Below are 14,504 nucleotides of genomic sequence, written 5' to 3'. Positions count from 1 at the left end.
GTCCAGCCCTGCTGGGTCAGAGCGCGAGGGTTGCTGCATCTGTGTTGGTGCTACGAGAGTGAAAGGAAACCGGCACCGCCCCGCGTGGTGCGAGAGTGGAGCGTAGGATCGGGCGTAGATTGCCCCGTTTGCAGTCCGGCGCCAGCTGCATACGATACTCCGCGACCACTGCGCGTACCGCAACCGATAGCTGGTGCTGCAGGAATTGCGTGCGACTGCGTACCCGCGGGCCGATCCCGAAGGGCAGATAGCTGCTGCGATCCTCTGGCTGGGTCAAAAACCGCCGCCCATCAAACCGGTTGGGGGTCTCCCAATAACGGGCATCCCGGTGCACCAGCCATGGCGCGAAAAGGATGGTGGTGCGCGGCGCAACCCAGTAGCCCTTCACCTCCATCTCCTTATTTGTGATCCGGTAGATGAACGGCAATTCTGGATAGAGACGCTGCGCCTCTTGAATGACCGAGTAACACAGCGGTGTTTCAGGGTCTGGCGCATTCAAAAGATCCGCGCATCCTGCCAGCTCACTGACCATCTCTTCAACGAGATCAGGGCTTTGTGCCAGATGGGTGAGGGTCCACAACAGACCCAGCCCGTCGATGTTGAGCTTTTCCAACAGCAAGCGCCCCAAGGTCGGGCGCAGGAATTCCACCCGTTCTGTTTCGCTCAAACGCGGGGGCAGGCAGCGGTTCATCGTCGCGAGAACGGTCGGTGCGTCTGCGCTGTTTTGGGCAAGACCTGCACGCACGGCCCGGTCCAGAAATCCGCGTGCGATCTTGAATTCCGCAAGCGCTTCGGGTTCGGCGGTTGCCTCAGCGTCCAACGTGCTCATGGCGAAATAGAACTGTTCGATCTGCATCAATCCCTCGACCATTTCTTGGTCGGACAAGGAGGCACCAAAGAGCGCAGGACAAAGCGCGCGTACAGCCCAGAGCGAACAAATCGAGCGCAGATCCACAGGCGCTTCGGCAGTGAGTGCGAGATCTTTCACCAAGGCTTTCGTGGCGTCGATCAGGCTGTCATGGGCCCAGCCATCCCACGCAGCATTGACCTCTGCCAGTCCGGCGCGGCTGGCATCCCAGATGGCGGCATTCTCGGGCCGTTCCAGCGCGTCCCCAATAAGAATTCGCGTCGTTCCAGCATTGCTGGCGACATCGCCAAGCTCGGTCTGAAACTGGCCTTGGTTGTTCCTCCAGTGGCGAATGCTGTCGGTACCGGTCATCAGTAACATCTGACGACACTCGCTGGCTCGGATCATCACCACATCGCCATGCTGGCGCATCGCGGTCTCAGCGACTTTGAGTAGACCAAGGTTTTGGTGAAACTCGGAACTTGCATCAAATACGGGGATCTGCGGATCGGTCATGAGGGGTCCTTTCAGCTGGATAGTTCTAGACTGGATGGGCTGTGCACATGGCGATGACGTGCGGATTTTGCGGCCTCAGCCAGCCACGCCCGGTCGATCTTGGAGTTGCGATTGAGATCACTTTCAAAGCCCGCGTACCAAAAACGGGGCACCAGATAGGGAGGCAGATCGCGAGCCATCTGTTCGGCAAGCTGCTGAAGCACAGCAGCCGTGTGTTGGCCAAAGACATAGGCGTTGAGTGCGCGCGCCTCGCCGCGCAGCACATAGGGTTCCACCACCGCGTCCTCTATCCCGGGCTGTCGGCGGATATGGGCCTCAATATCGTCGAGATCGATGCGTACGCCCTGCACCTTGATTTCGCGGTCGATGCGCCCTTCAAAATACCAAAGCCCCTCAGCTGTCATGCGGCCCCTGTCACCAGTGCGATAGCATTTGGGGCGGGGAAAGGCGGTGGCCTGTTTGTCGGGCAGGTTCAGATAGCCCCGCCCGACCGACGCGCCCTCGATTTCGATCTCGCCGCGTGTGGGGCCAGGTGTGGCCACCAGCCGTGTATTTGCGCGCGCATAGCCAATGGGCAGATCCTGCGGCGCGTCCAGATGGGCGCGGGTGATCTCGACAGAGGTGACCGCGACCGTGCATTCCGTTGGCCCATAGGTATTGATCACGCGACAGCCGGGAAACCGCTCGAACAGGGTCTTTACCACCTGTTTGCTCAGGGCTTCGCCGCAGAATAGAAAGGTCGAGAGCGCGGGCAAGGTTTCGCCATTGAAGCGGCGGTTGCGCAGCATCAACCGCATGATTGATGGCGTCGAGACCCAAAATCCCACCCCATCAGCCTGCAGGCGTTGGATATAGGCGGTAGAATTGGCGAACTCCGCATGATTGAGCGCCGTGATCGGGCAGCGCCGCTGCCACGCGCTCCAGAGTTCGAACAGTGATACGTCAAAGCAATGGCGGATCGTACCGCTTACGGCCTTAAAAGAAGTATTCGCCAGCAAGTCCTTCTGCCACAGGATGAAATCTGCAAGGTTTCCATAGCTCACCTGTATGCCCTTGGGCTGCCCGAGGGTGCCGGAGGAGAACATAATATAGGCCACATCTTGGGCGGTGATGGAGGGCAACGCTGGGGGTGTTGCAGTGGGCACCGCGTCGATCTGCACCTGCAGGATTGGCAATTCATGCGCCTGCAATGCCACTGAGACATGTATGAAATCGCTGGGATCAGCCTCCGCAACCAGAATAGTACTGGCTGCGCATCCCGCAACGATCTGACAGAGCCGCTCGACAGGTGTGTCACGCTCAATTGGCACCAGGGGCCGACCAGCGAGCAGGCAGGCCCAATAAGCAACCATGTAACGTGGATCCTTATGTCCCCAGATCAGCACCGGACCGGGTGGTGCGGGCAAATCCGTCAGCCGCGCAGCCAGCGCCAGCGATGCGTGATAGAGCTGATCATAGCTAATCTGCGCTCGACCGGTGCGATAGGCGTCTGTGTGAACGCCCTGAAACCCTGCATGGATGGTCCGCAAGAGGCTTTGGGGATCTGCCGCAGCGGATGTCATGCGGGGATGTCCTCTTTGATGAAGGACGCAATCAGCGCCGATAGGCTCTGCACGGTGGAGAACTGCTCGGGGCGCAGTTCTGAAGGGTCGATTTCCAACGCAGGCAGGCGCTCCTCAAGCGCCATGAACAGCTCCAGTAGCAGACCGCTGTCCAGCCCTAGGTCATCCTCGATCCGCGTGTCTGGGCCGATCGAGCTGCTATCGTCCATGTCCAGCAGCTCCACAATGGCGTCGATGATCTGAGTGTTGATATCTGAGGTCATGAAAGTGTCCTTTCGGGTGGGATGGGCAATCTGCAGCGCTACTCGGCTGCGGTTAGGTCGGTACGGCTCGGGCTGGTGCTCTCGGGGCTACTCACCTTCGGGCGAGGGGCAGCCGCAATGGCCGCTAGTGCGGCCCGGTCGAGTTTGCCGTTCGGGGTGCGGGGCATTTCCGTATGGATCAGGATGCGCGCAGGTACCGCATGGCTATCGAGGCGGGTTTTGCACCAGGTGACGAGGTCGAGATCGGAGCAGGTCGGGTCGGCATCCTGTGAAGTCAGCGCCACATGGGCGTGGCAGACCTGCCCATGCACTGGATGTGACGCCCCTAAAACACAGACCTCGGCCACTGCGGGGTGGGCGATCAGCGCCGCTTCGACCTCCGAGGGCGCAACTTTTTCGCCTGCGATCTTCAGGATGTCATCGCTGCGCCCAACGAAATAGAGATACCCTTCGGCATCAAGACGGCAGGTATCACCGGTATAGAGCACCCGTTCGCCGGGCAGGGGGCCGGGACGCAGGCGTTTTGCCGTGGCTTCGGGATTGTTCCAATAGCCCTGCATCACCGTACTGCCGCGAATGACCAGCTCGCCAGTGGCGTTCTGGCGGTGCATCTTGCCAGCGCCATCGACCACCCACATTTCTGTATTTGGGATGGCGATACCAACACTGTTCCGCCGACGGCCCAGTTCGGTGGGCGGCAGATAGGTGCAGCGGTGGCATTCCGTCAGCCCATACATGGAAAAAATCGTCGCCAGCGGCAGCGCCGCCTCAAGCTGGTCAATCAGTTCGACATGGAGAGCCGCCGCGGTCGAGGATACAAGCCGCACCGCGCTCAGATCAAAGCGATCCGCCAGAGGCGCAATCAGTGGCACCATCGTTGGCACCACCGGAAACACAGTGGCCCGGCTCTGCGCGAGGTGTTGCAAACCAAAAAGCGGCTGCTGAAAGCCTGGCTCGGCAAAGACCTCTGCACCAGTGAGCGCGGCCATGGTGATCTGATGCAGGCCATAGTCGAAACTCATTGGCACCGCACAGAAAATCCGATCCTCGGAACCGTAGCCAAGGTAACTTGCCACCGAACGGGCGGCACTGGTCATGTTGAGATGTGATAGCATCACACCTTTTGGGGTGCCCGTGGACCCGGAGGTGTAAATCAGCGTTGCCAGATGCTGGTCGATCACGCTTGGCTCTGGCAGTGGTTCGGTCACCTCTCCTGCCTCGGCGGCACGGATGCATGTCTCCAGCTCACGACACAAAAGTGGCGCGTTCAATTCTGTCTCGCTCAGGGCTGCGCGTAGGTTCTCAGCGCTGCTGGGATCGCCGATCATCGCCGCTGGGGCGCAGTCGCGCAGCACGAAAGCCAGCTTGCCAACCGGCGTGCCCGGATTAAGCGGCACAGCCACCGCTCCAGAGGCAAGAATGCCCCAATAGGCAACCACGAAACTCACCGAGTTCGGACAGCACAGCACCACCCTGTTGCCAGGTTGCACCCCAAGGGAGGCAAGCGTCTGTGCGGTGCGGGCAACCGCTGCGCTCAGCACCTTGTAGCTCAGCACCCGCTGCGCATCCCGCACCGCAGGCGCTGCCGGGCTGGACTCTGCTGTCTTGGCAAGAAAATCGGTCAGGAGAGAATGAGAGGCAAACACGTGGGATGCTCCTTTTTTGAGGGGGCAGGGCTTGAAGATCTGGGCACTGTCTTGTCCGCTGGCGGGGAGCGGGTGATCAGGGCCGCACCGGCATAGCCGCCCATTCCAATCGATAGGATCGCGCAGGCCTGCCCATCACCGAGCGAGGGCTGCTCGCGCTCCAGCAACAGAAATGGATCGCTTGTGTAGCAATGGCCGATCTCAGGCAGGAGGCTCAGGCGCAGGCGCTCTGGGGCCAGACCGGTCTCGCGGCTAAACATCTGCCAGGCCAACCGATTTACGTTATGGGGAAGCAGTGCGCAGGCACTGTCCCAATCGAAACCAATCCGGGAAAGTGCCTGGCACACGATCCCGCCGTGAGCGGCAAAAAAATCGCCCATCTCTGCCGACGTCCCGGCCCTGCCGCGGGCAAAACGGGGATGGGTGCAGAGGGCGACGTCCCCCACTCGCAGACCGCCGGGCGCCTGATCAAGGATCAAACCGCAAAAGGCGTCGCCCATCAGGGTACAGCCGGGCACATAGCGATCGCCGAGCGGCAGACCAATGTGACTATCGCCCCCAAGTACAAGCACCGCGCGCGCCAACCCGGTCCGCAAGAGTGTGCGCGCCAGATCCAGCGCCCAGAACAGGCCACCGCAATTGTACTGATCCACCTCATAGCGCCGTGTGATCCCGGACAGGAGCGGCTGGTTCGCGCAGAGGGCCTCTACCGGTGACTGACCCGCGGCATATTGAAACGGCTGGCCATGCACATAGATCAGCACGTCCGGCAGGGCACCTCTGTACTGGGCGGTCAAGGCCCGCAGGACGTGATCGAACTGTTGCGCCAGTGTCTGTCCCTGCGGCACTGCCGCCACCTGTTCCAGCCCGAACATCCGCTCAAATACCCGTGCCTCTGCAGGGCTGCCCCCGGCGGCGCGAATGATTTCTTCAGCACCGATGCGGGCGGCTGGAACATGACTGGCAAGGCAGGCCAATCTCATCACGCCCCCCGCATATCTGAGGAATCTGGCGCATCTGGCGACAGGCCCACAAAGCAGACTTCGCTGTCGTGGCGCGTTAACATCAGGCAGGGGCTGGAGGCGTCGAGCTGCATCAGGCTGCGCAGGGGTGCGGCGCACATCTGCCGCGTTTGCGATGGGCACCACCTGGCAAAACCTTCCCCCAGTCCCGCCAGAGTTTCATCAGCGATAAGGACCGTTTCTTCGGGAATAAGGCCAAGTTCTCGACACGCGGTGTCCACGACCCTCGGTAAATCGCCACTCTCAACCCCAATGCGGCGCCGATAACCGCAATAATGCAGGCCTGCCTCAGAATCGCGTTCCAGAACCATCACGCTGGCAGAATTTTCCGGGTGGAGTGCCTCCACCAACGGGGCACGATAGAGAAGGTGTTTTTGGTCCATGGTCATGACCAAGGCCCGCCGCCCCTGTTTGCGGAGGTAGCGGGCGGCGCAATCCATCGCAAACAGCGGTGCAGAGAGGCCCCTGTCGGAAATAGCGAAGCCAAACCCGCCCGTATGACCTAGATGATGCAGCGCAAAATTGGTCACCGAGGTGCCAAGATGCAGATCCGGCATCCAATGGGCCAGAAGCACAAGGTCGATGTCGTCCAGTGTATCGCTCTGCTGTAGCTCCTCCAGCAACACCCCAGCCATGGCCGCAAAGGACGCCCGATCCGGGGCCGAGAGCCAATTGGCAACATTGCTTTGGCGTGCGCTGTCGTAGTCCTGACCGTTGGAGCGAAAAAAACGTGCGTTGAAATCTTCCCAATAGGCGTGCTGGTCGGCCGCATCCGCGACAGGATCTTCCAAAGCACTGAAGCTACGGCCTTTGATCTTGCTGGGGTCAAGGCGCAGGGTCATGCTGGCACCTCGGCCACGTAGGTGCGAAACGCATTGAGCGCATGGATGTTGGACGTACCTTCCATATATTCAAAACCTTTGGCGTCGCGCATTTTGCGGCGCAGCAGCGCATCGGTGAGCATGACCGCAGGCGCTTCGCGGGCGATCCGGGCCACCAGAGCATCGCTGAAGGCCACCGCCTGATATTTGATCTCACTGATGCGATGACTCTTGGGCTGTCCCCGCATGGCCTCGGCGCAGACATCGGCCAATGCTGCGATCAGGGCTGCATGGCTGCGAAACGCATCGGCAAAGGCGCTGGCCTGCCCATGGCGTTCCAGCCGCTCCAGCATGCCACGGGCATTGCCTAGCGCCAGCGCTGCGACCACCGGGCGATAGCGTTCAAAGACGCCGTTGATGGCCATGAAACCATCGCGCAGCGTGGGACGTTCGGATTGCGCGGCAACAAGATCTACCTGCGCCACGGGAACGTCGCGCAGATCGAGACGGCACAGGTCCGCCCCTGACATGCCCGTGGTCGGCAGTCGGGTGATCTCAAGATGCGCGTGCAATTTCTGAGGTTCCAGCAGCACAAGCGCCCGGCGCCCGGTTTCGGCAAATTTGGCAAAGACGATGCCAATCTGGGCCCGCGCCACGTTGCCAATGAGCATCTTGCTACCGTTGAGCACATAACCTGTTTCGGTTTGGTGCAACACCGTTGTCCCCGCCGAGGCATCCGAGCCGACCTCGGGTTCTGTCACTGCGAAAAACGTTCCCTGCGGGCCATGGCGATAGGCTGCAAAAAAGCGTTCTTTCTGCTCGGGCGTGCCCGCCGCGTCCAGCGCGCCCCCGGCCAGTGAAGGTCCCTGAAGCGCGAGGATCGACCCGGCATCAAAACGCGCCATACGTTCGACGATGGCCACATGCAGATCATGCGGACAATGCGAAATGCCAAGGCCGCTCTTCGAGAGCGGAAAGCCGTTGAAAGCCTCCGGAACACCGATCATCGTAAGTGCTTGCACCATCGGATCGGCCCAGAGATCACGCCAGGCGTCAGGATCCTCTGCCAGCTTGGCGCCGGTTTTTTCAAACAGCGGTCGTACCGCTTCGAGTCGTGCAAGGACGGGATGGTCGAAAGGAGCAGGAAACGCGGTTTCCGGGCGCTTCGTGTCGCAGGCGATCTGACGCGGAGCTTGCTCGTCAAGAAAGGCCTGAACCTGCGCGCGTTCGCGGACAAGGGTGGCGTGGCCCTCATCAACCATGATTTCGGCAGGTGCACCAAAACCGAGGAAGTTCACCGGCGACGCCGTGGCGCCATAGGCTCCCGATTGGTGTATGCAGATCAGATCCCCCGGCATCGGTTCAGCCATCGGCACATCCTTGGCGATCACATCCATTGGGGTGCAGAGTGGGCCGGTGATGCTCCAAGCCGTGGTCTGTGCGTCTGGCCTGTGTTCCGCCGGATTTTGCACCAGTGACACTGGGAAATTGCGGCGCATGAACCCCTGGCCGGCTGCCGCGCTATGCAGGTTTGAGCCGCCGTCACAGACTGCAAACTGTGCCCCCTTGTTTGTCTTGACCTGTCGCACAGCTGTCACGAAGCGCCCGGCTTCGGCCACCATGTAGCGACCTAGTTCAACAGCAATTTTGGTCTGCGGGTGGCAGTTGCGAAAATCTGCGAGCAGGGGGCGCATCGCCCCCCCGAGAGCCGCGAGATCAAGCGGGGACTCATCCTCGTAGTAGGGCACGCCATAGCCGCCGCCGATATCGACGAACTCCATCGGTTCTGGCAGAGTCTGCGTTATCCGCGCAGCCAGATCCAGAATACCACGGGTGTTGTCCACAATGGTCTCATGGGCAAGAATCCGGGTGCCCATATAGACATGCAGTCCTGCGAGCCGCAGATGCGCGCAGTCTGCAACGCGCTGCAACGCTGCCTCCAGATCGGTTTCGTCGATGCCAAATTGGGTGGGCCGTCCACTCATATTGAGCCGCGCGCCACTGACCTTGAAACTCGGATTGATTCGAAGCGCGACCGGCTGGCGGCGCCCGGTTTTTGCGGCAAGACGGTCGATCTGCTCCAGCTCGGCCAGCGATTCCACGACAATCGCTTTGATCCCGAGCGAAACAGCACGTTCCAGGTCTTCCTCGGCTTTGCCCGGACCGACCATCAGGATGCGCTCCACAGGCGTTCCTGCTGCGACGGCGGTTTCCAGCTCCAGTCGGGAACTCACCTCGGCTCCCGCCCCCTCTGCCACCAAAAGCCCCACGAGGCTTAGGTTGGGATTGGCCTTCAACGAATAGAAAAACTGGGTTTCCGGCAGAGCCCCGGTGAGCGCACGATACCTCGCCCGCACCAAGGCGGCATCATAGACATAAAAGGGAGTGCCGACACGTTCAGCCAGATCATACAGCGTGGCCGCTTCATGCGGTTGGATTTCAAACTCAGCCATGATTACACCGCGACCTCTTGGGGTTTCTTCCCGTGAATGAAGGCCGCCAGTACATCGGCGCTGTCGAACACCCCCGACCCACCTTCGAAACTTTCCATGAAATCAAAGCTTTCCACGCCAGTGCGATCCGAAAGCGCGACAATGAACTGCACCAACTCGATGGAGTTCAACAGCCCGCCAGTGCCAAAGAGCGCATCGCCACCGCGCGCGCGTTCGATGCGTTGTGGACCAAGGCCGATGTCGCTCAGGCTGGCCAGAATAGTGTCTGTCAGGTTGTTCATCAGGAAACTCCATTTGTCTGAAAAAGCTGCGGCAGTGGCATATCCGTCACCCGCAACAGCGCACAGGATGCGGTCGCACCGAGACCGATGCTGAACAACAGCAGCTCGTCGCCGGGTACGAGGACACCGTCCTGGGCCCCGCGCCAAAGATTGAGAAAAGGATCGACGCCAAAGCAGTGGCCATAGCAGCCGATGGTCGAGAGCCGCAGCTGCGATTTGCTGAAGCCAGCGTCATCGGCTACCTGGTACCAAGAGGGCACGTTGACGTTGTGAGGCATGATCCAGCGCAGGTCGTCGGGGCTACGGCCAAATTGATCGAGCGCATCCGAAAGCGTGCTACTGGCGAGCTGAAGATAGGCGCTGTCAAACCCTTCGAGGTAGTTTTCACCGCGTAGGCCCGTGTTCTTCCAGAACTGGGGTGCGTGGCGCACGAAGGTATCCATCACCTCAAAGGGGCCAGGCACATGGCCGACGAGCACAGCCGTCGCGGCCTCCCCCATGATGGTTGTATTCTCGATCACTCGGATGGCGGGGTGAAAGGCCTTCTCTCCGATCAGGATCAATCCGAGCGCACCGGGCTCCAACAGATGATCCAGCAATCCAAGCATACTCAGCCCAGTGGCACAGTGGTTCATGGTGGCGCTGAACACCTCCACCCCCTCGGTTGCAAAATCCTGCAGGCAGGCGGGACCGCATGGATCAGAAACGGTCTGGCCAAACAGATGGGTGCTCAGAAGCGTATGACAGTGAACCGCATGCCTCAGATCTTTGCGGTGGTCGGCGTTACGCGCCATCACCCCCTCGGTCGCCCGCGACAGAAGCGTGTCCAGCGGTTCGAAATGGTCGCAGTGAAAAGTCTCAAACCCAAAAAAGCGATCAAACATGCGAATTTGGTTACGGCTTAGAGACAGATCGTCGGCCAGATCCACCAGCTTTTCCGCGCGTGCGGGGAACACAACAGAGAGATCGATCACGTTCAACATGGCTGTGCTCCCGTGATCGCGGCACGCCGACAGACCCTGGCTGTTGAGGTGTCGCAGGGCCTAGGCGTTTTGACAGGCAGCACCGCTGTCGCCACCGCGTCAAACAGGCCGGGATCAGCCATGATGGTGTGGTGATTGCAATTCTCCAGCACCTGCAAGCTTGCCGCCGGGGCCACGGCGCAAATCGCCTCTGCCTCGCTCAACCGCACCTGCCAATCGCGGCGGGCATGGATCACCAGCAGGCGTGCGCCCATGGCGGCATAGAGTTCCGGTCCCATGCGCGCGGCATCACGGCCGTCGCGGCGCGCGATATGGGACATCAATGGTGTTTCAAGCGTCTCAGGCGCGCCAATGCGAAATAGATAAGCCTGAAGTAGGGTTTCCATTGAATAAGGCGCGCAGATCGTGATCAACCGCGCCCGGTGCAGACCAGTTTCGACCGCGAGGGCGGCAATCAGCCCGCCGGCGGAATGGCCCACAACAGTCTGGATGGCCTCGCTGCGGTATTGCGCTGCAAGGATGCGCGCCTTAGCATCGAAACTCATGGGCTGGGCCGGATTGCGCCCTTCGCCGGGAAGATCAGGCACAATCACCCGCGCGCCCCGTGCTGCCAGTTCCAGTGCCAGCGGCAGCATCATATCACTGCGCGCGTTCCAGCCATGCAACAGCAGGACTTTTGGCCCATCCATTGGCCCGAAACGCCGCTCTGCGAGCCCACTGCTGCCCGCCGGTGTCTCGGCACATTTTGGCACCATCCTTTCGAAGCGATGCAACGCCAGCCAAGCGCCCCAGCGAGGGTTGAGCGCGGCGAGAGCGCTCAATTCGTACCGCCGCATCCGGCCCCGGATGGCACGAAAGGCAAACATCGGACCTGCTGGTACGGGACGACCCGCAATACGGCGCATCACCGCCCAGGCGCAGAGGCCGGGATATGCCAGTTCAAACAGCATCCGCACGGCCCAGCTTGCGCAGGAGCAGCAGGAACTGCACTGCAAAGAGACCGAAGCTGAGGGCGGCTGCGGCGATCAGAATGTCCAAGATGAGACCCATGCCCGCGCCTTGAACCATCGCCCAGACCACACCTGCACAGGTGCCAGCCTCGATAAGAAAGGTAATCACCAGCACATGAAACCCACGGCCCAGCTGTTCGAGGATCACCTGCAACATGGCCGAACCTGAGATCAGGAAAAAAGTGATGAGCAGCGCCGCAAACATATCGTCCGTTGCCCGGCGCAGCGTCTCGGCCTGCTCTGGCACCAGCAGATCGAGGGCACCATTCCACTGTGGCAGCAACGCTGTAACCCCAGCATACAGGCAGAGCATGAACGGCACTCCGATCACCAGATAGCGCAGCCGCTGAGCAGTCTGGCCCTCGTCGGCCAGCTGGTTCACAAGGATCGCAATGGCAGAACCGATCGCGATGGCTGGTATCATGAAGGCCATGCGATAGCGCAGCACCACAAAGAAGGCCGATGCGCTGTCTTCTCCGATCTTGGCGAGGATAGGAAACACCACGGATGCGCTGACGAAACCCACCACGATGGAGCTGAAAACCGGGATGCCAACTCCGATCTGAAGCTGCCGCATCCGGATCTGAAACGGCTCCTCTGGACTGTCTTCACCGCCCTGCACTTCACGACGCAGGAGCCAGGCGATCACCGGCAGCATGAGCACCGGACCCACCATATTGCCCACTAACACCGCGTCAAATCCCCATCCGTGGTTGGCGACCAGCAGATAGGTGGTGCCGAGATCGAATGCGACAAGCCCGATGAATGGCAAAAGCCCGAGGAGAACTTTGCCCTGTCCACGCATCGCGCCGTAAAAGATGTCGAAGACCACGAAAGGCACCAGCGACAGCATGAACAGCGGGAAGTGATCAAGGACTACGCGCATTTCCGCGTCTTCCACCGTCAGCACCTGTGCCACACCAAAGCCAAGCCCCGAAACCACGAGGAACAGCAGCACACCATTGCGACAAAGGCGATGCACAGCACGAAGCGTGCCGCGGCGGGGCCAGTTGTGGCGGGAGCGCGCACTGAAGACCTGCGCAGTGATCGCAAGACCCTCCATGATCGCTAACGCCAGGATAAAACTCGGCTGCAACAGCGACAATGTGGCCAGCGCGCCGGTGTCGGGCACCCGCGCAAGCAGCGCCACCTTGCCAAGGTTCAGCGACGAGGTCGCCGCCGCACCCACCGCAAAAGGCAGTGCAAGCAACAGTATACGCGAGAGGGTTTGCCAGATCGACGGGCGACCGGCGTCGAGAATGGCTTCGGTAGAGGTATTGGCAGTTTGCATCATAGGCTCCTGAAAGGCGTAGCGGCAAAAGTGCCGGACATTGTGCCGGAATGGGGCATTTGACGCGCAGCTAATGCGGCGGCGCGGTCGCGGGTGCCCAAAAGCGCGTAACGCAACGGACGGCAGACTTCGGATCGCGTGCTGAGACGCTCGGTCGGATCACGCAAAACAAGCGACAGCTCGCTGCGCACTGTCAGAGCCCGCGCCAGTATCCAGGCATCGCGCAGCGACTTGCGGCATTCCACCCGAAGCGCATGAACCGGCCCCTGGTGGCCCAGCGTATGCAGCAGATGTTGCAGGATCGGACTGCGGGTGTCGGGTTGATGGCCGCAGTGCAGGTAGATTAGCAGCGGCGTGTCGGCTTCGGCGCAGAGCCTCTGCCAGTCGTGACGCAGTCGCTGGGCATGCAGTTCGGCCAACGGGCCTTCGCCTTGGAACAAATGCGTCACTGCTGCGATCTGATCACGCTTGGTCTGCAATCGATGCCATGCTTCGAGCCGGGCGGAGCGACAAGGATCGTCCACCGGTGCGTCCGACATGTCACAGGAGAACAGGAGAGGGCGCGGGTTGGGACGATCTGGCAGGGCGCCCGAGGCCAGCAGTTGCACATCGCTGAGAGAAGAGCGGCTTATCATGGGTCTACACTCCGTCCTCGAAATGTCCGAGGTCCTGAGCTGTCACCACCGGCTGACCACAAACCAGTTGACTGGCCAGTGTCGCCCGGATCAGCAAAGACAGATATTCCAGCCCATGCGCCGACGCATCGCGCAACCCGTGCCCACCCATGAGTTTTGAACTCTGCAACAAATGGGTGTCGATGGCGTTATGCACCCGATCTGGCTCGGCCAGAGCGCATGTATTCCCAACGATCACGAGCTCGCGGCGCAGTTGGCTCAGGAAAGCCCATGTGCGTGAAAACTGAGTTTTGACCAGCTGATGATGCAGTGTTTTCTGACCGAGGCTTTCACGGTCACAGAGATGGGCAAAAGCCTGATCCAGCGTGCGGGCCAGAAGCCCGGCCCGTAAGGCAACAATCATCGTATGCGCCTTTGGTGCAATCGGCTGCGGCGCCATCGGTTGGAGCTGAGACAGCACAAGGTCAAAACAGGCGATGCCCGGTTCGGGTTCGCTGACGCGGATCACCGGTGCCTGCATGGCCGTTGTAAGTGTCATCAGTGGCGCACCGGGACGATGGATCGCATGGGAGGCTCCGGCTAGGAACCCATCGCGCCCAGTTGCCAACAGGCAGATTGCCTCCAACGCCTGCGCAGGTTCGGCCCTGCGTGCAGTGTCAAATACCTGTCTGGCAGGTGTCTCGGCCACCCGATCAAGCATGCGTCGGCTCCACCTGCGCGAGGCTTGCATCGACATGCAGCACGAGGTTTTCCATCGTATTGAACCCAGCCTGGCCGATGGTCTCTGGATCAAAACGCAGCCCCGGCAGCTTGTCTTCCAGCCCCAACAGGAACTGGACAAACATATAGCTGTCGAGATCAAAATCGCGGTCAAACCGCATCTCGGGGCGCAGATCGGTCACCGGGCGCTCAAGCACTTCGCTGAGGACCTCGGAAATAGCTGTGGTAGTGGTGATGTTCATGCAAAGCTTCCTTCGTCTTACGGAAATGGATTGGATCAGAGGGGGGGCTATTGGCACCGGTACAGCTGGGGCGCTCTAGCTGTGGAGCCTCAATAGGTTGTTCCGATTTAATCGTAACCGGCTGATTGGTGGTTTTGATTTTAGGGCCGCGTGTGGTCTGTGCCAATTGTAGAGATGTGTCCAGACGGGCAGATCGGCGGCGCGGTCGTCTG

Annotated in this window: 14 protein-coding genes and 1 pseudogene; all 15 read right to left on the bottom strand. The window is 60.6% G+C overall.

What is annotated here, in order from left to right:
* Nucleotides 1–16: 16 nt before the first annotated feature.
* On the bottom strand, nucleotides 17–1,363 hold the full coding sequence (locus tag Q0C28_RS16575; RefSeq protein ID WP_293577462.1) for a cytochrome P450: 1,347 nt from the start codon (nucleotides 1,361–1,363) through the stop codon (nucleotides 17–19).
* An 11-nt stretch (nucleotides 1,364–1,374) separates the two neighbouring features.
* Nucleotides 1,375–2,925: an AMP-binding protein gene (locus Q0C28_RS16570; protein WP_293577461.1), complete on the bottom strand. Its 1,551-nt coding sequence runs from the start codon at nucleotides 2,923–2,925 to the stop codon at nucleotides 1,375–1,377.
* Nucleotides 2,922–3,188: a phosphopantetheine-binding protein gene (locus Q0C28_RS16565; RefSeq protein WP_293577459.1), complete on the bottom strand. Its 267-nt coding sequence runs from the start codon at nucleotides 3,186–3,188 to the stop codon at nucleotides 2,922–2,924. Before Q0C28_RS16565 ends, Q0C28_RS16570 begins: the two co-directional genes overlap by 4 nt.
* A gap of 38 nt (nucleotides 3,189–3,226) precedes the next feature.
* Nucleotides 3,227–4,834: a class I adenylate-forming enzyme family protein gene (locus tag Q0C28_RS16560; RefSeq protein WP_293577457.1), complete on the bottom strand. Its 1,608-nt coding sequence runs from the start codon at nucleotides 4,832–4,834 to the stop codon at nucleotides 3,227–3,229.
* Nucleotides 4,810–5,817 (bottom strand): hypothetical protein, encoded by a 1,008-nt coding sequence (locus Q0C28_RS16555; RefSeq protein WP_293577455.1) that lies wholly within the window; start codon nucleotides 5,815–5,817, stop codon nucleotides 4,810–4,812. The genes Q0C28_RS16560 and Q0C28_RS16555 overlap by 25 nt, the downstream gene beginning before the upstream one ends.
* Nucleotides 5,817–6,698 (bottom strand): hypothetical protein, encoded by an 882-nt coding sequence (locus Q0C28_RS16550; RefSeq protein ID WP_293577453.1) that lies wholly within the window; start codon nucleotides 6,696–6,698, stop codon nucleotides 5,817–5,819. The genes Q0C28_RS16555 and Q0C28_RS16550 overlap by 1 nt, the downstream gene beginning before the upstream one ends.
* Complete coding sequence (locus Q0C28_RS16545) at nucleotides 6,695–9,130, bottom strand: acyl-CoA dehydrogenase family protein (RefSeq protein ID WP_293577451.1); 2,436 nt, start codon at nucleotides 9,128–9,130, stop codon at nucleotides 6,695–6,697. Before Q0C28_RS16545 ends, Q0C28_RS16550 begins: the two co-directional genes overlap by 4 nt.
* 2 nt (nucleotides 9,131–9,132) lie before the next feature.
* Nucleotides 9,133–9,411 (bottom strand): hypothetical protein, encoded by a 279-nt coding sequence (locus tag Q0C28_RS16540; protein WP_293577450.1) that lies wholly within the window; start codon nucleotides 9,409–9,411, stop codon nucleotides 9,133–9,135.
* A complete protein-coding gene (locus tag Q0C28_RS16535; RefSeq protein WP_293577448.1) occupies nucleotides 9,411–10,394 on the bottom strand; it encodes a 3-oxoacyl-[acyl-carrier-protein] synthase III C-terminal domain-containing protein in 984 nt (327 codons plus the stop codon). The genes Q0C28_RS16540 and Q0C28_RS16535 overlap by 1 nt, the downstream gene beginning before the upstream one ends.
* Nucleotides 10,388–11,344, bottom strand: a complete 957-nt coding sequence (locus Q0C28_RS16530; RefSeq protein ID WP_293577447.1) for an alpha/beta fold hydrolase — start codon at nucleotides 11,342–11,344, stop codon at nucleotides 10,388–10,390. Before Q0C28_RS16530 ends, Q0C28_RS16535 begins: the two co-directional genes overlap by 7 nt.
* On the bottom strand, nucleotides 11,334–12,695 hold the full coding sequence (locus Q0C28_RS16525) for a hypothetical protein (protein ID WP_293577446.1): 1,362 nt from the start codon (nucleotides 12,693–12,695) through the stop codon (nucleotides 11,334–11,336). The genes Q0C28_RS16530 and Q0C28_RS16525 overlap by 11 nt, the downstream gene beginning before the upstream one ends.
* Complete coding sequence (locus tag Q0C28_RS16520; protein WP_293577445.1) at nucleotides 12,695–13,330, bottom strand: hypothetical protein; 636 nt, start codon at nucleotides 13,328–13,330, stop codon at nucleotides 12,695–12,697. Before Q0C28_RS16520 ends, Q0C28_RS16525 begins: the two co-directional genes overlap by 1 nt.
* A gap of 4 nt (nucleotides 13,331–13,334) precedes the next feature.
* The gene (locus tag Q0C28_RS16515) at nucleotides 13,335–14,030 is read right to left on the bottom strand and encodes a hypothetical protein (RefSeq protein WP_293577444.1); all 696 of its coding nucleotides are present in this window, start codon (nucleotides 14,028–14,030) and stop codon (nucleotides 13,335–13,337) included.
* Nucleotides 14,023–14,292 carry an acyl carrier protein gene (locus Q0C28_RS16510; RefSeq protein WP_293577443.1) on the bottom strand — a complete coding sequence of 90 codons (270 nt, stop codon included), beginning with the start codon at nucleotides 14,290–14,292 and terminating at the stop codon, nucleotides 14,023–14,025. The genes Q0C28_RS16515 and Q0C28_RS16510 overlap by 8 nt, the downstream gene beginning before the upstream one ends.
* A 75-nt stretch (nucleotides 14,293–14,367) precedes the next feature.
* Nucleotides 14,368–14,504 (bottom strand): annotated as a pseudogene (locus Q0C28_RS16505) (IS481 family transposase); the annotation flags it as partial.

Source organism: Phaeobacter sp., from assembly GCF_022825805.1.
Classification (GTDB): Bacteria; Pseudomonadota; Alphaproteobacteria; order Rhodobacterales; family Rhodobacteraceae; genus Phaeobacter.
Note: the sequence above shows the minus strand (reverse complement) of the source record. Positions and strands in the feature narration are given on the sequence as shown.

Bases quoted from the DNA above. Each gene is read 5' to 3' on its own strand.
- Q0C28_RS16520 (WP_293577445.1), bottom strand. From the start codon at position 13,330: ATGATAAGCCGCTCTTCTCTCAGCGATGTGCAACTGCTGGCCTCGGGC.
- Q0C28_RS16535 (WP_293577448.1), bottom strand. From the start codon at position 10,394: ATGTTGAACGTGATCGATCTCTCTGTTGTGTTCCCCGCACGCGCGGAA.
- Q0C28_RS16550 (WP_293577453.1), bottom strand. From the start codon at position 6,698: ATGACCCTGCGCCTTGACCCCAGCAAGATCAAAGGCCGTAGCTTCAGT.
- Q0C28_RS16530 (WP_293577447.1), bottom strand. From the start codon at position 11,344: ATGCTGTTTGAACTGGCATATCCCGGCCTCTGCGCCTGGGCGGTGATG.
- Q0C28_RS16540 (WP_293577450.1), bottom strand. From the start codon at position 9,411: ATGAACAACCTGACAGACACTATTCTGGCCAGCCTGAGCGACATCGGC.
- Q0C28_RS16525 (WP_293577446.1), bottom strand. From the start codon at position 12,695: ATGCAAACTGCCAATACCTCTACCGAAGCCATTCTCGACGCCGGTCGC.
- Q0C28_RS16510 (WP_293577443.1), bottom strand. From the start codon at position 14,292: ATGAACATCACCACTACCACAGCTATTTCCGAGGTCCTCAGCGAAGTG.
- Q0C28_RS16575 (WP_293577462.1), bottom strand. From the start codon at position 1,363: ATGACCGATCCGCAGATCCCCGTATTTGATGCAAGTTCCGAGTTTCAC.
- Q0C28_RS16545 (WP_293577451.1), bottom strand. From the start codon at position 9,130: ATGGCTGAGTTTGAAATCCAACCGCATGAAGCGGCCACGCTGTATGAT.
- Q0C28_RS16570 (WP_293577461.1), bottom strand. From the start codon at position 2,925: ATGACATCCGCTGCGGCAGATCCCCAAAGCCTCTTGCGGACCATCCAT.
- Q0C28_RS16515 (WP_293577444.1), bottom strand. From the start codon at position 14,030: ATGCTTGATCGGGTGGCCGAGACACCTGCCAGACAGGTATTTGACACT.
- Q0C28_RS16565 (WP_293577459.1), bottom strand. From the start codon at position 3,188: ATGACCTCAGATATCAACACTCAGATCATCGACGCCATTGTGGAGCTG.
- Q0C28_RS16555 (WP_293577455.1), bottom strand. From the start codon at position 5,817: ATGAGATTGGCCTGCCTTGCCAGTCATGTTCCAGCCGCCCGCATCGGT.